This window comes from Colwellia sp. KS18-150 (genome assembly GCF_057551365.1).
Map to the genome: position 1 here is coordinate 26,297 of NZ_BAAJMC010000028.1, position 18,452 is coordinate 44,748.

Annotated in this window: 14 protein-coding genes; 3 read left to right on the forward strand and 11 right to left on the reverse strand. The window is 39.6% G+C overall.

Going from position 1 to position 18,452, the window contains the following annotated elements; translation table 11 throughout:
* Positions 1 to 85 precede the first annotated feature (85 nt).
* The 5 genes from ilvA to ilvG form a co-directional block, all read right to left on the reverse strand.
* Positions 86 to 1,633: a threonine ammonia-lyase, biosynthetic gene (gene ilvA / locus AC27IF_RS18900; protein ID WP_487055909.1), complete on the reverse strand. Its 1,548-nt coding sequence runs from the start codon at positions 1,631 to 1,633 to the stop codon at positions 86 to 88.
* 104 nt (positions 1,634 to 1,737) lie between these two features.
* Positions 1,738 to 3,600, reverse strand: a complete 1,863-nt coding sequence (gene ilvD / locus AC27IF_RS18905; RefSeq protein ID WP_487055910.1) for a dihydroxy-acid dehydratase — start codon at positions 3,598 to 3,600, stop codon at positions 1,738 to 1,740.
* A 200-nt stretch (positions 3,601 to 3,800) separates the two neighbouring features.
* Positions 3,801 to 4,727 carry a branched-chain amino acid transaminase gene (locus tag AC27IF_RS18910; RefSeq protein ID WP_487055911.1) on the reverse strand — a complete coding sequence of 309 codons (927 nt, stop codon included), beginning with the start codon at positions 4,725 to 4,727 and terminating at the stop codon, positions 3,801 to 3,803.
* A 90-nt stretch (positions 4,728 to 4,817) separates the two neighbouring features.
* The gene (ilvM, locus tag AC27IF_RS18915; RefSeq protein ID WP_487055912.1) at positions 4,818 to 5,090 is read right to left on the reverse strand and encodes an acetolactate synthase 2 small subunit; all 273 of its coding nucleotides are present in this window, start codon (positions 5,088 to 5,090) and stop codon (positions 4,818 to 4,820) included.
* 1 nt (position 5,091) lies between these two features.
* Positions 5,092 to 6,756, reverse strand: coding sequence for an acetolactate synthase 2 catalytic subunit (ilvG, locus tag AC27IF_RS18920; RefSeq protein WP_487055913.1), 1,665 nt, complete (start codon positions 6,754 to 6,756; stop codon positions 5,092 to 5,094).
* Positions 6,757 to 7,213: 457 nt separating this feature from the next.
* Here ilvG and AC27IF_RS18925 point away from each other — a divergent pair, with 457 nt between their 5' ends.
* The gene (locus tag AC27IF_RS18925; RefSeq protein ID WP_487055914.1) at positions 7,214 to 8,737 is read left to right on the forward strand and encodes a YifB family Mg chelatase-like AAA ATPase; all 1,524 of its coding nucleotides are present in this window, start codon (positions 7,214 to 7,216) and stop codon (positions 8,735 to 8,737) included.
* A gap of 41 nt (positions 8,738 to 8,778) precedes the next feature.
* On the opposite strand, the gene ilvY is transcribed toward AC27IF_RS18925, so the two are convergent.
* Positions 8,779 to 9,657, reverse strand: coding sequence for an HTH-type transcriptional activator IlvY (gene ilvY, locus AC27IF_RS18930; protein ID WP_487055915.1), 879 nt, complete (start codon positions 9,655 to 9,657; stop codon positions 8,779 to 8,781).
* Positions 9,658 to 9,816: 159 nt separating this feature from the next.
* Here ilvY and ilvC point away from each other — a divergent pair, with 159 nt between their 5' ends.
* Both ilvC and ppnP read left to right on the forward strand, forming a co-directional pair.
* Positions 9,817 to 11,298, forward strand: a complete 1,482-nt coding sequence (gene ilvC, locus AC27IF_RS18935; RefSeq protein WP_487055916.1) for a ketol-acid reductoisomerase — start codon at positions 9,817 to 9,819, stop codon at positions 11,296 to 11,298.
* A 95-nt stretch (positions 11,299 to 11,393) separates the two neighbouring features.
* Positions 11,394 to 11,708, forward strand: a complete 315-nt coding sequence (gene ppnP / locus AC27IF_RS18940; RefSeq protein ID WP_487055917.1) for a pyrimidine/purine nucleoside phosphorylase — start codon at positions 11,394 to 11,396, stop codon at positions 11,706 to 11,708.
* A 78-nt stretch (positions 11,709 to 11,786) separates the two neighbouring features.
* Here ppnP and AC27IF_RS18945 read toward each other — a convergent pair whose 3' ends face one another.
* The 5 genes from AC27IF_RS18945 to AC27IF_RS18965 form a co-directional block, all read right to left on the reverse strand.
* Positions 11,787 to 12,653, reverse strand: coding sequence for a hypothetical protein (locus tag AC27IF_RS18945; RefSeq protein ID WP_487055918.1), 867 nt, complete (start codon positions 12,651 to 12,653; stop codon positions 11,787 to 11,789).
* A 52-nt stretch (positions 12,654 to 12,705) separates the two neighbouring features.
* The gene (gene yegD / locus AC27IF_RS18950) at positions 12,706 to 14,076 is read right to left on the reverse strand and encodes a molecular chaperone (protein WP_487055919.1); all 1,371 of its coding nucleotides are present in this window, start codon (positions 14,074 to 14,076) and stop codon (positions 12,706 to 12,708) included.
* 183 nt (positions 14,077 to 14,259) lie between these two features.
* Positions 14,260 to 15,264: a LacI family DNA-binding transcriptional regulator gene (locus tag AC27IF_RS18955; RefSeq protein WP_487055920.1), complete on the reverse strand. Its 1,005-nt coding sequence runs from the start codon at positions 15,262 to 15,264 to the stop codon at positions 14,260 to 14,262.
* Positions 15,265 to 15,385: 121 nt separating this feature from the next.
* On the reverse strand, positions 15,386 to 16,921 hold the full coding sequence (locus AC27IF_RS18960) for an MFS transporter (RefSeq protein WP_487055921.1): 1,536 nt from the start codon (positions 16,919 to 16,921) through the stop codon (positions 15,386 to 15,388).
* A gap of 44 nt (positions 16,922 to 16,965) precedes the next feature.
* Positions 16,966 to 18,297 carry a GH1 family beta-glucosidase gene (locus AC27IF_RS18965; protein ID WP_487055922.1) on the reverse strand — a complete coding sequence of 444 codons (1,332 nt, stop codon included), beginning with the start codon at positions 18,295 to 18,297 and terminating at the stop codon, positions 16,966 to 16,968.
* Positions 18,298 to 18,452: the final 155 nt, after the last annotated feature.

An 18,452-nucleotide genomic window follows, 5' to 3' on the forward strand; every position in this document is an offset into this window, starting at 1 on the left:
GATATCTTTTTGTCTTTAGTAAAAATAAAGCCTTTGACATAATATGTCAAAGGCTTTTGGTTATTCATATAAATTACTGAAATAATTAATTTAAAAACGCTTGGTAAGCGAGGTTATCGGTTGCCTCTTCAAATTGATAACCTAGGGCATCTAAGTGAGTAAAAAATTCAGCTTCTTTATCAGGGCTTATTTCAAATCCTGCTAATACCTGTCCGAAAGCAGCACCGTGGTTTCGATAGTGAAATAAAGTGATATTGAATAGCTCACCCATGGCTTCAAGAAATTTCTCTAAAGCACCAGGATGTTCAGGAAACTCAAAACTAAATAATCTTTCCTGCTTGTTTTCAGTATTATTCTTACCGCCAATCATATAACGGACATGCAATTTAGCTAGTTCATTATCAGTAAAATCATTTACCTGATAGTTAGCACTTGCTAACTCGATAAGTAACTGTTCTCTTTCTTCAATGCTGCCACTTAATCGTACGCCGACGAAGATGTTAGCCGTTTCCTTGCCTACATAACGATAGTTAAACTCAGTGATTGCTCTATTGCCTATTGTTTGGCAAAAGCGTTTGAAACTGCCTTTTTCTTCAGGGATGGTTACCGCTAATACCGCTTCTTTTTTCTCACCTAACTCACAACGTTCTGAGACATAGCGTAATGAGTGAAAATTCATATTCGCGCCAGAGAGTATGGCCACCAGTGATTGTTCTTGTACGTTATTGTTTGCACAATACTTTTGCAGCCCTGCTAAAGATAACGCGCCAGCAGGCTCAGCAATAACACGAGTTTGTTCAAAAATATCTTTGATTGAAGCGCAAATTTCATCCGTAGATACGGTAATCACTTCATCACAATAGCGTTGTATTAAATTAAAAGTGCGTTCGCCAATACGTTTTACTGCAACACCGTCAGCAAATAAGCCTACTTGGGATAAATCTACCGGTTTGCCAGCATCTAGAGCGGCTTTTAAACAAGCAGAATCTTGTGCTTCAACGCCAATCACTTTGGTATTTGGACTAAGCTGCTTTAAGTAAACTGCCATTCCCGCTAATAAGCCACCACCACCAACAGGAATAAAAACCACATCCGCATTTGGTTGCTGTTGCAGTAGTTCTTTAGCTACAGTACCTTGACCGACAATAACATCGTCATCATCAAAAGGGTGGATTAAGGTTTTACTTTCAGCGTTAGCATACTCGATGGAAGCTGCCTGAGCTTCATTAAAACTATTACCAACTAAGCGTACTTCACCACCGAAGCGACGAACATTATCCACTTTGATATCTGGTGTGGTTTTAGGCATGACTATCGTGGCGTGAATACCAAGCTTATTGGCAGCTAAAGCTAAGCCTTGAGCATGGTTGCCAGCAGATGCGGCTATTACACCGTGTATGCACTCTTCTTCACTTAAGTTAGCTAACTTATTGTACGCGCCACGAAGCTTAAAAGAATGTACCGGCTGTTGATCTTCACGTTTTAAATAAATTTGATTTTGTAAACGTGTTGATAATTTAGTTAATGGCGTGAGCTCTGTTTCAACGGCAATATCGTAAACAGGGGCGAGCAATATACGTCTTAAATACTCTAGCTGCTCTGCTTGTTGTGTTAGTAATTGTGTTTCGGTCACGGGGTACCTATTTTGCTAGGTGAGGATTGATACTTATACTTGCTAAGTGAGCTTATGCAATGTGCGGTTAAATCACATGAACATAAGCCCTGCAATATAATAATTTACTTCTCAGTTATGCCATCAAGTAAGTCACGGTTACGCACTGCACCTTTATCTGCACTGGTGGCTAACATAGCATAATTTTTTAATGCATAACTAACTGGGCGAACACGATCTTTTGGTTGCCAGCCATCTTTACCTTTTGCATCCATTGCGGCTTTACGTGCTGTTAATTCATCTTCACTAACTTGTAAGGTAATTTCACGAGTTGGAATATCAATGTGAATAATATCCCCTTGCTCTACAAGCGCAATAACACCACCACTTGCCGCCTCAGGAGACACATGACCAATAGATAACCCAGATGTACCACCAGAGAAGCGGCCATCGGTTAATAGCGCACAGGCTTTACCTAAGCCCATTGATTTTAAATAGGTTGTTGGATAAAGCATTTCTTGCATGCCAGGGCCGCCTTTAGGACCCTCGTAGCGAATAACGACTACTTCACCAGCAACGACTTTACCGTCTAAAATACCGGCTACCGCGTCATCTTGGCTTTCAAAAATATGGGCAGGACCGGTAAAGACTAAATTATCGTCAGAAACACCGGCAGTTTTAACAACACAACCGTCAACAGCAATATTACCCGTTAATACGGCTAAACCACCTTCTGTTGAAAAGGCATTGTCAATATTACGGATACAGCCATTTTCTCTGTCATCGTCTAGTGTATCCCAACGACAATCTTGACTGAACGCTTTAGTGGTACGAATGCCTGCAGGGCCAGCACGGTAGAATTTTTTAACGTCTTCATTATCTGTTACCTTGATGTCATATTTTGCGATGACATCGGCTAAGGTGGTGCCTAGAACATTAGGTACATCCGTGGTTAATAGATTGGCGCGGGCTAATTCACCTAAAATTGCGATAACACCACCGGCGCGATGGACATCTTCCATATGATAATCTGGCGTTGATGGCGCCACTTTACATAGCTGTGGCACAATGCGTGATAACTTATCCATATCAGTCATGGTGTAATCTATTTCAGCTTCTTGTGCTGTGGCGAGTAAATGCAATATGGTGTTAGTAGAGCCACCCATAGCGATATCTAAACACATGGCATTGGCGAATGCTTCTTTGCTAGCAATATTGCGCGGCAATGCTGATTCATCGTTGTCTTGATAGTAACGCTTAGTTAAATTTACAATTTCACGGCCTGCTTTTAAGAATAGCTCTTCACGGTCAGCATGAGTGGCTAACATTGAACCGTTACCCGGTAAAGCTAACCCTAACGCTTCAGCTAAACAGTTCATTGAATTAGCGGTAAACATACCTGAACATGACCCACAGGTAGGACAGGCTGAGCGCTCTACTTGGTCACTTTGTTCATCAGATACTTTCGGATCAGCGCCTTGTATCATGGCATCAACCAAATCAAGTTTGATAATTTGCTCAGAAAGTTTAGTCTTGCCCGCTTCCATTGGGCCACCTGATACAAAAATTACAGGGATATTAAGGCGCATAGCCGCCATCAACATACCTGGAGTAATTTTGTCACAGTTTGAAATACACACCATAGCATCAGCACAATGGGCATTGACCATGTACTCTACAGAATCAGCGATTAAGTCACGAGAAGGTAAGCTATAAAGCATACCGCTATGACCCATAGCAATACCGTCATCAACCGCAATGGTATTAAATTCTTTGGCTACACCACCAGCTTCTTCAATAGCTCCCGCCACTAATTGGCCCATGTCTTTTAAATGAACATGACCGGGAACAAATTGCGTGAATGAATTAACCACGGCAACAATTGGCTTACCGAAGTCGCCATCAGTCATGCCCGTTGCACGCCATAAAGCGCGAGCGCCAGCCATGTTACGGCCTTGAGTAGAAGTTGCTGATCTTAATTTAGGCATAGTAGTGTTCCGTTTGAAATTCTGTGGTAAATATTATTTTGAAAACACCTTAATTAAGGCGCTTTTAAAATAGAATTATAGTTTCATATCAGTTGCTGTTATTAAATAGGTTAGAATTTTGACACTAGAGCAAGGCGGAAGCACGGAGCTGACTTTAGTCAGTGAGTACTTCCAACGCTGCACTAATGTTAAAAGGCTATCTATTTTACTGGATCTAACCAGTTGTCTGGTATGTTTGTGGTCCCATCAAAAATACCAAAAAACGCTTCTTGAAGAGCTTTGGTAATAGGGCCTCTTGAACCATTACCTACCGGTAAACCATCCACTGATTTTACTGGCACAACTTCAGTCGCTGTTCCACACATAAAGAATTCATCAGCAAGATATAATGACTCGCGAGAAATAGGCTCTTCACGTACTTCATAACCTAATTGCTCAGCAAGGAAAAATACCGTATCACGGGTTAAACCTTGCAAAATAGAAGCTGTGCTTGGCGGTGTATAAAGAATGCCATTGCGAATAAGGAACAAGTTTTGACCCGCTCCTTCACTGACCATATTATTTACATCTAGTGCAACACCTTCGGCATAACCATGGCGTGCCGCTTCAGTAGAAATAAGTTGTGAAGAAAGGTAGTTACCCCCCGCTTTGGCCGCAGTTGGCATAGTGTTTGGTGCTAATCTATTCCAACTTGATACACCCACTTCAACACCATTTTCGATAGCGTCTGCGCCTAAATAAGCTTCCCAACTAAAAGCGGCAATCATGATGTCAGCTTGTGCATCGATAGGTGGACGTAAACCCATACCAATATCACCTAAAAAGGCTAATGGACGTAAGTAAGCTGACTTTAAATTATTCTCGTTTACTGCATCTTTACAGGCCTGAATTACCTCTTCTTGAGAAAAAGGGATATCCATACGGTAGATTTTCGCAGAATCAAATAAGCGCTTAATGTGTTCTTCTAAGCGAAAAATACACGTACCCTTATGGGTATTGTAGGCACGAATACCTTCAAATACCGAAGAGCCATAATGTAAAGCGTGGCTCATTACATGAACGGTGGCATTTTTCCACGGCATGAGTTCACCGTTGAACCAAATTAAATCTGCATTTACTTTTGCCATTGTCTTTTCCTAAAATGTTGCCGCTTATCGATTAATTTTAGTACATAATCTTAAGCGAAATAGTTAAATTTGTTTCGGGTAGATGCTGAATTAAGCACTACACTCGTTAGCATTAGATTGCTGTGACGCGCTATTGTCTACTTTGACACTCTTGATGTCGACCAGTTTGTTAATTTGATCGATTAAAAGCGTAATAGGGCGATCACTACTGACAAATAACTCTATCGTTGCGACATTATTACCGGTATTTACTTTGGCGGTGATGCCATTGATCAAAAAGCCACGATAACGAGTTACTTGTAAAATTCTTTCCAAGACAACTTGTTTGTCATCAGTCATGATGATTAATGTGTAATTGTTCATGCTAAGCACTCTCCATCATTTCATTATTGGCGCTATTAGGCGGTACTAATGGCCAAACATTATCTTTGGCATCTATCTTCACTTGTAAGAAATATGGACCATCGTGATCTAACATTTCGTTAATCGCGGCGGTAACTTCACCTTTTTTAGTGATTTGCTTTGCTTTTATATCGAATGATTGGGCTAGCATGCAAAAATCTGGATTGTCGGCCAAGTCAGTTTCACTTAATCGTCCTTCAAAGAATAAATCTTGCCACTGACGAACCATGCCTAACTTAGCATTGTCTATTAGTAGTACTTTTACTGGAATTTGATAACGTTTTATCGTTGCTAATTCTTGTACATTCATCATGATAGAGCCATCGCCAGAAACGGTGATAACAGTGTCATGTGGACGACTAATTTGTGCGCCAATCGCTGCAGGCAAACCAAAGCCCATGGTTCCCATACTGCCACTGGTTAAAAAGTTACTTGGGTCGTCAAAACTCATATGTTGAGCAGCCCACATTTGGTGTTGACCTACATCGGTAGTAACACAAGTGTTATCAGGCATTAAGTCGCTAATTTCTTTCAACACAGCAGGAGCATATATACTTTCTCCTGGGTGGTCATAACGCCAAGCCCAATCACTACTCATTTGTTGAACTTTTGCTTGCCAGTCACTGATATTTAGAGACATAGAAAGCAGTGGCAAATTCTCTTTTAAGTCACCTAATATTGGCGCATCAGCTTCACGTCGTTTATTGATCTCAGCAGTATCGATATCAAAATGGATTACTTTAGCATCAGGCGCAAATTGATCTAATTTACCTGTGACACGGTCATCAAAACGTGCACCAACAGCAATGAGTAAATCACAATCATGAACTGCTAAATTGGCGGCTTTAGTACCATGCATTCCAAGCATGCCTAAATAGTTCTCATCTTCAGCGTTTAATGCGCCTAGCCCTTTTAATGTGGATACTGATGGCATTCCTGTTTCTTTAGCAAAAGCTCTGACTTCGTCAATAGCATTTGCCATACCAACGCCACCACCAACATATAAAATTGGCTGCTTGGCATGGGTTAATAAATCTAATGCTTTACTGATGTCTGCAAGTGGTAACTTCACTTTGTTTTTAAGTGGTGGCGCTGCTTTAAAAGTTTGTTCAACAGCAGCTATTTGCACATCTTTCGGAATATCAACTAACACAGGGCCTTGACGACCCTCAAGTGCAATCTCAAAAGCTTGATGCAATACTTTTTCTAATTCATCGACATGACTAACTTGAAAAGAATGTTTAGTACAGGCTAACGATAATCCGAAAATATCTACTTCTTGGAAGGCATCACTACCCATGGCAGCTGTAGGCACTTGACCAGTAATCGCAACAATCGGGATAGAATCGGCCATTGCATCGGCAAGTCCAGTGATTAAGTTGGTAGCACCAGGACCAGATGTTGCCATGCAAACACCTACTTTACCTGCAGCACGTGCGTAGCCAACGGCTGAAAATGCTGCGCCTTGTTCATGTCGGCAAAGGAAATGTTGAACATTGCTGTCATAAAGGGCGTCATAGATGGGCATAATTGCGCCGCCAGGGTATCCGAAAACATGATTAACACCATGTTGTTCAAGTACTTTAAATAATAATCCGCCGCCAGTTAACGGCTTGTTGTCAGTCATGGTCATTCCAAAATTGTTGTGTAACTTGTATTTAATTTTTTTCCAAAAAAAACAAAACCCTCGGTTCTTTCGAAGCGAGGGTTTGTATTTCTGTTTTGCTTTTCTTTAGCTCAACGAAAACCCTCGAGATGTTTTAATAACCACCACGACGAGAATGTTAATAATAATTGAATTAAAGTTTTGCATTGTTGTTTGGTTCACTTGTTAAAAATATACTCGAATCAAGACTGACAGTTTATTATTATTTTTTGAATTTTTATGCGCAGTACTTATCCTTTTTTAATTAGTACCATAGCTCTAATGTATTGAGCAAGCTTTTTGTTTAGAGTATTTTTTTGCTGGTAAAGAAGTAAAAGTTATAACAAACGAGAACTCGTGACTAATTCAGTGAAAAACTCGAATAATAATAGATACTTTCCTACACTTGGAAAAATGGAAGAAAATAAATGGAATTATTATGTCGCTTGCTTGTATTTATAGCCGTGCTCGTGTTGGCTTAGCATCTCCCTTGGTCACTGTTGAAGTTCATTTGGCAAATGGCTTGCCTGCTTTTAATATTGTTGGCTTACCTGAAACCTCAGTAAAAGAATCTAAAGACAGAGTTCGTAGTGCCATTATCAATTGTGGTTATGAATTTCCAGCCAAACGCATCACTATCAATCTTGCTCCTGCCGACTTACCCAAAGAAGGCGGCCGTTTTGATTTACCGATTGCAGTTGGGATATTAGCGGCGTCAGAGCAATTACCTCAAGTAGATTTAGCACAATATGAATTTGCCGGAGAACTAGCCCTGTCGGGAGAGTTACGAAGTATAATTGGAGAAATACCCATGGCAATGGCCTGCAGTGAATGTGGGCGTACTTTGATTTTACCGAATCAAAATAGTGAACAAGCGAGCTGGGTAAAAAGTGCAAAAATTCATGCTATAGGCCATTTAAGTCAACTCTTCCCTCATTTTGCAAGACAGACATTGTTACCGCTAGTCGCGGAGAAAACTTGGCAGGAATTTGTGAGCAGTAATGGTTTAGATATTAGCGATGTTATCGGACAGCCATTAGCAAAGCGGGCTTTGGAGATTGCCGCTAGTGGCAATCATAATTTACTTTTCATTGGCCCGCCCGGTACAGGAAAAACAATGTTAGCCAGTCGGCTAGCAGGAATTTTACCAAAAATGACGGAAAAGGAAGCTTTAGAAACTGCGGCGATCCAATCAATAAGTAATCAAAATATCAATGCCCATTCATGGTTAACCCGACCTTTTAGAGCGCCTCATCATACGGCATCTTCTGCCGCTTTGGTGGGAGGTGGCAGTCAGCCACAGCCAGGAGAAATATCTTTGGCGCATAACGGCGTGCTGTTTTTAGATGAATTACCAGAGTTCGAACGTAAGGTTCTAGATGTACTTCGAGAGCCTATGGAGTCAGGAGAAGTAACTATTTCACGGGCTTTGCATAAACAAAGTTTTCCTGCAAGATTTCAGTTGATTGCCGCGATGAATCCTAGCCCGACTGGATTCTACAATGATAATCGCAGTACACCAGAGCAAGTATTGAGATATTTAAACCGGTTATCAGGACCGTTTTTAGATCGAATCGACATTCAAATTGAGGTGGCACGTTTACCTCGTGGAACTTGGGCATCTAACACTGAAAAAAATGAGAATAGTGAGCAAGTGCAGCTGCGTGTTCAGCAATGTCGAGCAATACAATTAAAGCGACAAGGTAAAGCCAATGCACATTTGGGTACCAGTGAATTGAAAAATCATTGTCGTTTATCCATTGATGACAATGATTTTCTTGAATTAGCCGTGGAAAAGTTAGGGCTATCTACACGAGCTCATCACAAAATATTAAAAATAGCACGCACGTTAGCTGATATGGAAGCGATTGAAGATATTCATCATAACCATTTGGTTGAAGCTCTGTCATATCGAGCCATGGATAGATTGCTTCGTCATTTAACGCAATCTGTGGCGGTGTAATATCAAAGGGATTAATTAATCAGGTTGGCGGGTATCGAATATTAAGAGATGGCTGCTAAAAAGGCTTTGATCAAAGGCTGAGCCTTGCTTTGATTTAAGCAGCACACCCCTAATTCAAAAGGCTCAATCTCACCGACATCATTCAAATAATGAACTTTATCTCTCACTGGACTGTTTTCGACCACGACTTGCGGAACAATACCGACGCCACAGCCTAACGCTACCATGCTCACCAATGCTTCATGACCTGAAACCGTGGCGTAAATATTGGCTTTTCCTTGTTGTTTTTTTCGATACCAAAGTTCAAAGCGTTTACGGGCTGGGCCATGCTCTGGCAAAATAATGGGAATATCAGACCAGCTCAATACTTCAGCCTGTAACTGTTGCTGAACTTTGCACGCCATAGTGGGGGAAATTACCGCTAAAGGAATGATTGCTAAGTGTTGAAAATAAACGCTGCGTGGTAAACTCTCTGGGTTTGCAGCGATCGCAAAGTCTACAGATTTGTTTTGTACTTGCTCTAAGGCATCACTAGCATCACCAGTGGTTAACATAATTTCTACCAAAGGATGTTGTTGACGAAAGCGCTCCAACAAGGGGGGTAGGTGGCTGTAAGCCGCCGTAACCGAGCAATAAATACTTAATTTACCCGTTAGTATTTGTTGATTATTATCTAGTGATTGCTTGAAAACCTGCCATTGTTCTAGTTGTTGCTGGGCAAAATGTTGAAACTTCTTGCCTGCATCAGTTAACACCACACTGCGATTATCACGTAACAATAATTCATTACCGACACTTTGCTCAATACGTTGAATTGCTCTGCTCAACGTCGATGGACTCATGTGGAAAGCGTGAGCTGTTTTGCCAAAGTGTAGCGTTTGGCTGAGGTGTACAAACATACTAAGTGATTTCTGATCCATAAGGCCGCCAAATTCAAAAGTGCATTGCAAATAACGCAACACTGTGGTGCGAATATATCACTTTTTGCAACATGCTGGCTAGGATAAGATGGCTTCATCGTCAGAAGAGCTGACATTTTATCTTTTTAGATATTTCTTAAATTTACAGTAGGAAAACTCATGAGCAACTATTTCAATACCTTAAGTTTACGTGAAAAACTTGGCCAATTAGGCAAGTGTCGTTTTATGAAGCGTGAAGAATTCAGCGATGGCTGTAATTTCATCAAAGATTGGAACATTGTCATTGTTGGTTGTGGTGCCCAAGGTTTGAACCAAGGTTTAAACATGCGTGACTCAGGTTTAAATATTTCTTATGCACTTCGTGAAGCGGCTATCTCTTCAAAGCGTCAATCTTGGCAGTGGGCTACAGAGAATGGTTTTACTGTTGGAACATACGAAGAACTAATTCCACAAGCTGATTTAGTATTAAACTTAACACCTGATAAACAACATACCTCTGCAGTTACTGCAGTTATGCCTCACATGAAGCAGGGTTCTACTCTAGCTTATTCACATGGTTTCAACATTGTTGAAGAAGGTATGCAAATTCGTGAAGATATCACGGTTGTTATGGTTGCACCTAAGTGTCCTGGTACTGAGGTTCGTGAAGAATATAAACGTGGTTTTGGTGTACCAACCCTTATTGCAGTTCATCCAGAAAATGATCCTCAAGGTAACGGTTTAGCAATTGCTAAAGCTTATGCATCAGCAACCGGTGGTGACAGAGCGGGTGTACTTGAGTCATCTTTCATTGCTGAAGTTAAGTCTGACTTAATGGGTGAGCAAACAATTCTTTGTGGTATGTTGCAAACGGCTGCTGTATTAGGTCATAAGCAATTAGTGGCTCAAGGTATGGATGCTGCTTACGCTCGTAAGTTATTACAATACGGTTTAGAAACAACGACCGAAGGCTTAAAGCACGGTGGTATCACTAACATGATGGACCGTTTATCAAATCCGGCGAAAATTAAAGCCTTTGATATGTCTATTGAATTAAAAGATATTTTACGTCCTTTATTTCAAAAGCATATGGATGACATCATTGAAGGTCGCTTCTCAGCAACTATGATGGAAGATTGGAAAAATGATGATGTTAACTTATTAACATGGCGCGCTGAAACAGCTGAAACATCATTTGAGTTAGCTGCTGATTGTGATACTGAAATTACTGAGCAAGAATACTACGACAAAGGCATTTTTGTTGTTGCTATGATTAAAGCCGGTGTTGAGCTTGCGTTTGATGCAATGGTTGATTCAGGCATCATTGAAGAGTCTGCTTACTATGAGTCGTTACATGAAACGCCATTAATTGCTAACTGTATTGCACGTAACAAATTATACGAAATGAACGTAGTAATTTCAGATACTGCTGAATACGGTAACTACTTATTCACTCACGCAGCTGTACCTATGCTTGAAGAATACGCTGCTAACTTAACATTAGAGCAGTTAGGTGAAGGCTTAAAAGATACATCTACTAATGTAGATAATGCGCGTTTAATTGAAGTTAATGAAGCTATTCGTAGTCATGGCGTAGAAGTTATTGGTAAAGAACTTCGTGGCTACATGACTGACATGAAAAGAATAGCTAGCGCTACTTAATTTATAGGCGTGGCTCTGGTCACGCTTTATCGATTTGATACATTCATCGGGACTTCATTCACTAATGACTTCCCGATTTTTTTGGAGAAAATACTATGTCTAGCTTTAGCGGCGTAACGATAGAAAAAGCAGCAAATGTGTATTTTGATGGCAAGGTAACTAGCCGTAAGATAACTTTTACTGACGGTTCATTTAAAACATTAGGCATTATGATGCCGGGTGAATATAAGTTTGGCACTGCAGAAAAAGAGTTGATGGAAATTAGCTCAGGTGAGTGTGAAATTTTATTGCCGGGCAGCAGTGAATGGCAAACGATTAAAGGTGGAGAGTCTTTTTACGTACCCGCCAATAGCGAGTTTGAAATCAAAGCAATAACTTTGGTTGATTACTGCTGTAATTATATAAGCTAATAAAGGGGTAGTTGTAAAAGCAACATCCTAGTTTTTATATCTAGCCTACTAAAGCCTTTATATTTTTATATAAAGGCTTTATTTTACTTTAATCCAAAGGCGCTTATCAGCAAGTAATGCTTTGGTTTGTGTCGACAGTAAAGGGTTGTCTAGTTGGAATACAGTGCGGCTGCTAACCTGTGCTTTTGCTAATATATCTGACGTGATCGGGTGATTTAAATAAAACTGTTCAAACTCCCCTGAATTTACTAATTGAGTTAAACCAAATTCTAACCTTTGTTGTAGCCTATTATTTTTCTTGTTCACGAAAAAATATATCGGGGCTGGATATTTTAGCAGAAGGTGTTCTTCAACCTTGAGAGATGGCTCATCAGTAATCTCAAGCCAGGGCTCATGTAATGCACGGGGGAAATATTCAAACCGCTCTTTTTTTAACATGCTTATTAGATAATTATCATAGCCTTCAATAACATCAAAACCGTTACTGCGTAATATTTCTGTATCTGGCCAACTAATTCCTTGTCCCAAATGAATTGCTTTTAGATCCTCGACACTAGTCTTTGGTGTAAATAGCGCTTGTTTGCTTTTGCAAATAATAAATATTCTATAGCCCATTAATCCTTTTAATAAGGGGATATAAATAGTGTGTAGTTTATCCTCTAAGTTTTTGGAGGTCATTCGCCAAGTTATATCAATATATTTATTTTGCTCTAACATCATAGATGTTCGGCCCTGAGACATTTCTATGTTGACAGGCAGTAGTTGATAATCACCATATTTCTTTTTGCTGGTTTCTAGAGCTAATGTTAATAGATCAATGAAATAGCTTTGTTTAGGGTCAGGGTGCTCTTTAGATTCAATAAACCGAATGACATCAGTAGCATTAGCCATATTTATGGTAACGCTAGCCAATAGCAATATTAGGCGCAGAAAATGAAATGTCATTGAATTTATAGCTAAAATAATAGGGTTAATTTCATTATAGCGCCTAACAAAACTATTTGTATATTTTCTCAGCCCAGCGCGCTAATCCAGCAGTAACACTACCAAAATGATCACCAATAGTGATTGGTATATCTGGCATTGTGTGTTGGATAAATTCGCTTATCACAGGAGATTTTGCAGTCCCGCCAGTAACAAATATAACATCAGGTTGGCACTGAGCTTGAGCTACGGCAGACTGCATTAGTTCACCTATGCTAGCTAAAATTCTTTGATTCGCTTGTGATAGTGTCTTTTTAGTCGCTATCGATGCTAAATCACTATCAATATAATCAAGAGCAATAATTGCTTTATCTTGTGCTGACAATGCTATCTTTGCTTGTTCTGCGGCATTCACTAATTGGTAACTGAGTTTGTGATCGTGAACGGTAATTAAGCGTTCGAGTAGATGTTTATCTTTAGCATCACGTGACAGCTGCACTAATTCCCGTCTATTTTTAGTACTATAAAACGCGGTTTGCTCATTGATGTTATTAATAGCGAGTGCTTGATAAAAGCTGGCGGTAGGAATTGGCTTGCCAGTTTTTAACAAGCTATTCATGCCAAAATTAGGCATGATTCCTTGTAAAGCAAGTTGAATATCAAAATCATTGCCTGCTACGCGTACACCACTGTGAGAAAGTAATTGCTGATTTCGGTTATCGCTATTAATGAACTGTGGCCCCATTAGTAGCATTGAGCAGTCGCTGGTACCACCGCCAATATCTACCACTAAAACTCTCGTTTCTTGCTTTAAACTTGCCTCAAATTCAAATCCGGCAGCAACAGGCTCATATTGAAATTCAACATCTTTAAAGCCCACTCTTTTAGCAGCGTTAGTTAAGACATCGATAGCTTGTCGATTACTTTCATCGCCGTTCAGCCCTTGAAAGTTTATCGGTCGCCCTATCACAGTTTGTGTTATTTCTCGCTCTAGCTCAGCTTCTGCCAGCTGCTTAACATTACTCATCATTGCGGCGACAATATCTTCAAATAACTGGATTTGCATAGGGGCAAGGCCACTCGCACCTAGAAATGACTTTGGCGACTTGATGTAATATCCCTCTTCGGGATCTTCTAAGTATTTATCTAAAGCTGATTTACCAAAAAATAAATCACTGCTTATGCCATCATCACTTAACTCACGAAGTGCTCTTTGCGCTTTTTGTAGCTGAGGAGCTCGCTGTTGCTTGAATATTTCTTGTTGTTCAGTATTTAATTGTTGATATAGCCAGTGTGTGATCACATCACGGTCAGGAGCATAAAGGTTTGATGGGATAGTATAACTTTGTTGATTGCCCGATGTTGTTAAAGGGACAATTCGGGGGTGATTGTCAGACATTGTAGCAACACTACAATTTGAGGTACCGTAATCAAAACCTATCATTAATATTTCGCCATTAGAATACTAGCACTGAGCACAGAATTTGAAATTCAAAACATAGCACTTAAAAGCGTTGATTATACCAAGGCTCTTTAGCTAGTTACCACCAAGCCTTTAGTAAAAGGTGACTTTTGAAGAGCTGATTGATTCATCTTTATACAAAGTGTAGTTATGTCACTCAAAATATTAAGAGTTGATGCTAGTAATGGAATCTCTAGAGATTAATGTCGGTTCAAAAGAGTGTTTAATGGAGATGTTTGGTTTTTGATAAACATTCTTCAGCACTAATTTCGCAGCCATATGACCCATTTCATTTACAGGGTTATCTATGGTGGTTAATTTAGGGTAAATATGTCGAGAGAAGATAATATTATCAAAGCCAATGATTGACAGATCTTTTGGTAAAATAAAATTATGCTCGCGTGCATAAGTCATTGCCCCAGAGGCCATTTCATCATTAGCACAAACTAGGCCGGTAAAATCAACTTTACGGTTAATTAATGCCTTAATGCCTTCTTTACCACCGGTTTCTTTGAAGTCACCAACAAAAAATAACTCATCAGCAAAGGGGATATTGTATTCTTTTAATGCACGCCGATGTCCAGCTAATCTATTTTGAGAATCAGCTTTAAATTCAGGTCCAGCAATGTAAGCTATTTGCTGGTGGCCTTGCTCTATCATTGCTTTAGTGGCGAGGTAACCGCCAAGTTCATTATTGAGTTGAATGCAGTTTTCTTCGATGCCAGCAATCACTCTACTCATGAAGTAAATTGGGGTTTTACCCTTGGTTAGTTCTATAAGGTATTCATCTGATAGTGCTTCAACATGGACAATAATGGCATCACAATTACGAGAAATAAGAAACTCGATACCAGCTTTCTCTTTGTCTTCTTCACTATGGCCGGTGGTAATAATAACGTGTTTACCGGCAGCTCTTAGCTCAGCTTCAATACCCGCCATCATTTGTCCAAAGAAGGGGCCATGTAACTCAGATACCATGATACCAACACTATTGGTACAATTAGAGGCCAATGATTGGGCAATAGAATTAGGTCGATAACCTAATTCACTCATGGCGCTCTCAACTTTTTGGCGAGTCTTATCACTAACACGAGTATTATTATTGATAACTCGTGAAACGGTTGCTAGTGAAACGCCAGCAAGTTTTGATACTTCGTAAATTGTCGCCATGTTATCCTTAAGTTGCGTAAAGATTATTTAAAATGCGTACAGACCAAGGGCAAATTCTAACACATTAAGGAAAGAATTCTCTAGCCGTACATGCGACCTATCTTAATAAAATCTTGTATAACTAAATAGTTGCCGATAAATCTCGTCGCTCTATTAATTCTTCACCTATTACTTGGTTTTGTTTGCTTGTCAGAGGGTAAAACATCATTAATGCTGCACCAGCAAAAGCAAATGCTGCTGGAATCCAGCTCATTAACAATTGCATGCCCGGTAGTGCAGCCGATATAGTGTTCTTATCCATTCCATCGTAACCATAATTAGCAAGTACAACTAAAACTAATGCCCCGGCAAAGCCACCGCCAGTTTTTTGCACGAAAGTACCCGCAGAATATATTAACCCGGTAGCTCGACGCCCATTTTTCCATTCTGAGTAGTCAGCGGAGTCACCTAGCATAGTGAAAAATAATGTTGGCATAATAGCGGCGAAAAATTCAGCACTACACCCTAGAATAAAAATAGTGGTGATATCACCTTGAGGGATCCAATAAAATCCAGCAGTGAGAATTCCGCTTAAGGTCAGTGAAATGATAAATAGCTTTTGTTTGCCAAAAATTTTAGATAAATAACCTGTTGAAAGGGCACCTAAAATGGAAACGATGAGTAAGGCGATAAAATATTTACCAGCTAAGAGCTCATCACCAACATAATATTTAAAGTAGTAGGCGATAACACCATATTTAATGCCATTAAACATCATGGTCAAAAAGCCCATACCGAGCAATATCAACCATGGCTTATTGGTTAATAAATCAACCATGTCTCGCTGTGTACCACTAATTTCCTCTGATGTGTTGGCAATAAGGCGCTTTATTATTTTCCACATCAAAACCATAACAATGACGAAAAAGGTGCCGCTGTATATATCTCGATAATAGAAAAATAACGTCATGGCAAGTAGAGGTAAAATGATAAATGGTAGATTTTTCAATAAATCTTTTAATTCAGATTTTAAATTACTTGATTGATCTATTGCAGGAGTAATCCTTTCTTTAGTGGTGCCGAAAGTAATTAACATTAATATAATTAATAATCCGGCAAAAAGGTACATGGTATGTTGATAGCCAATCGCGTCGTTGCCATCACCAAAATAAGCCACTAAATCTGGTAAAAACCCCATTACCAGTAAGCCACCGGCAAATGCGCCTGCAAAGCGGAAACCCGATAAGCTGGTACGTTCAGTGTCGCTTGGCGTCATGACACCCATCAGGGCAGAGTAGGGAACATTATTTACTGTGTAAGCTAAGGTTAAGCCAATATAAGTGATGTAAGCGTATATTAGTTTATTGGTATAACTCAAATCGGGTGTGGTGAAACAAAGCACCATAAACAGAGCAAGGAAAGGAGTAGACCATAGTATCCATGGACGAAATTTTCCCCATTTTGTATTGGTTCTATCGCCAATCATACCCATAATAATATCGGTAACGCCATCGGATAAACGTACTACCAAAAATAGCATCGCAGCAGCAGCGGCTGTTAACCCGAAGGTATCGGTATAAAATACCGCTAAATAAGCTAATGCACCACGCCAAACTAAATTAGCGGCAGCATCGCCCATGGCGTAACCAATTTTTTCAGAATATGATAATGTTGTCATGCTTATTCCAAGTACTTTACTGTTAATGGGCTGAGCTTAATTTTTTATCTATTACTGATAAGTGCTTTGTAAGCTAAACCACTGGATTTTATTGTTCTAACTTGTGTTTCATAATCAACATAAACAATGCCAAAACGTTTTAAGTATCCTTCTGCCCACTCAAAATTATCCATTAAACTCCAAGCAAAATACCCTTGTACATTAACACCTTGTTCTATTGCATTATTCACTGCATTAAGGTGTTCTTGATAATAATCTACGCGATCTACATCTTGTACGCTACCATCAATAATTTTGTCATCAATAGCTGCGCCATTTTCAGTGATGTAAATGGGTGGTAACGTGTATTTTTCATTAAGAGAAAGTAACAGCTCGGTAAAAGCTTGAGGATATATCTCCCAGCCGATGTCAGTTCTTGGCTCGGGTGGATCAATTTGGAAGAAATGCTCTTCACTATCGGCACGATAAATAGCTCGAGTATAAAAATTAATACCTAAAAAGTCAGTTGGCTGTGAAATTATCTCCATATCTCCTGGTTGAATATCAGGTCTATGTTCAACAGGGAGTTGCTCTATGATCTCTGGGTATTGTGCATCAAAGATGGGTTTTATATACCACTGATTAAAATAATCATCTGCGAAAGCTGTCGCCTTTTTATCAGCATCACTGTTTGACTCAGCATAACAAGGAGTAAAGTTTAGAACGATACCATTTAAACTATTAGGACTATTTTTGCTAAGTACTTGCATGGCTAAACCATGGGCGAGTAATAAATGATGAGCCGCTTTTCTACCAAATTCTTTACCGACAATGCCTGGCGCATGAACGCCGACTTCATAACCTAGAAATGAGCTACAAAATGGTTCGTTAAGGGTGGCATAAGAATGTACGCGATCACCAAATGCTCTTGTGATTAGATCGGCATAATCTCGAAATTTATAAGCCGTTTCTCTGTTTAACCAGCCACCATTATCCTCTAAGTGTTGAGGTAAATCCCAATGGTAGAGGGTGACAAATGCTTTAATATTTCTACGTTGTAATTCATCTAAAATATCGATATAAAACTGAACACCTTCAGGATTCAATCCACCTGATGCCGTAATAACTCTTGGCCAAGATATCGATAAACGATAGGCATCGACACCTAGAGAGTCAATCAACTCAATATCTTGTTGCCAAAGGTTAGCATGATCACAAGCAACCAAGCCATCTGAACCATCGATAACCTTGCCCGGAGTATTACAAAAGGTGTCCCATATACAGGGTAATCGTGTATCTGCTCCGCCTTCAATTTGGAAAGAAGCTGTAGCTACGCCATAAATGAACTCTTTAGATAACATGGAAGAGTTGTTCGGCAGAGAAAGTTTAACTGTCATTGTGAATTGTACCTGTGCAAGTCATATGCTTATGCAAAATGATCTAATTATTAAATAATTTAACGCTCAATAAATAATCGTTACATAAACACTATTGTGTTTAACAATCCAAATGAAAGCGCTTACATTTAGGTTAATGCTTTCTTATCTGAAGG

Coding starts and splice junctions, on each gene's coding strand:
- ilvD (WP_487055910.1), bottom strand. CDS start 3,600: ATGCCTAAATTAAGATCAGCAACTTCTACTCAAGGCCGTAACATGGCT.
- AC27IF_RS18910 (WP_487055911.1), bottom strand. CDS start 4,727: ATGGCAAAAGTAAATGCAGATTTAATTTGGTTCAACGGTGAACTCATG.
- ilvM (WP_487055912.1), bottom strand. CDS start 5,090: ATGAACAATTACACATTAATCATCATGACTGATGACAAACAAGTTGTC.
- ilvG (WP_487055913.1), bottom strand. CDS start 6,756: ATGACTGACAACAAGCCGTTAACTGGCGGCGGATTATTATTTAAAGTA.
- AC27IF_RS18925 (WP_487055914.1), top strand. CDS start 7,214: ATGTCGCTTGCTTGTATTTATAGCCGTGCTCGTGTTGGCTTAGCATCT.
- ilvY (WP_487055915.1), bottom strand. CDS start 9,657: ATGGATCAGAAATCACTTAGTATGTTTGTACACCTCAGCCAAACGCTA.
- ilvC (WP_487055916.1), top strand. CDS start 9,817: ATGAGCAACTATTTCAATACCTTAAGTTTACGTGAAAAACTTGGCCAA.
- ppnP (WP_487055917.1), top strand. CDS start 11,394: ATGTCTAGCTTTAGCGGCGTAACGATAGAAAAAGCAGCAAATGTGTAT.
- AC27IF_RS18945 (WP_487055918.1), bottom strand. CDS start 12,653: ATGACATTTCATTTTCTGCGCCTAATATTGCTATTGGCTAGCGTTACC.
- yegD (WP_487055919.1), bottom strand. CDS start 14,076: ATGATAGGTTTTGATTACGGTACCTCAAATTGTAGTGTTGCTACAATG.
- AC27IF_RS18955 (WP_487055920.1), bottom strand. CDS start 15,264: ATGGCGACAATTTACGAAGTATCAAAACTTGCTGGCGTTTCACTAGCA.
- AC27IF_RS18960 (WP_487055921.1), bottom strand. CDS start 16,921: ATGACAACATTATCATATTCTGAAAAAATTGGTTACGCCATGGGCGAT.
- AC27IF_RS18965 (WP_487055922.1), bottom strand. CDS start 18,297: ATGACAGTTAAACTTTCTCTGCCGAACAACTCTTCCATGTTATCTAAA.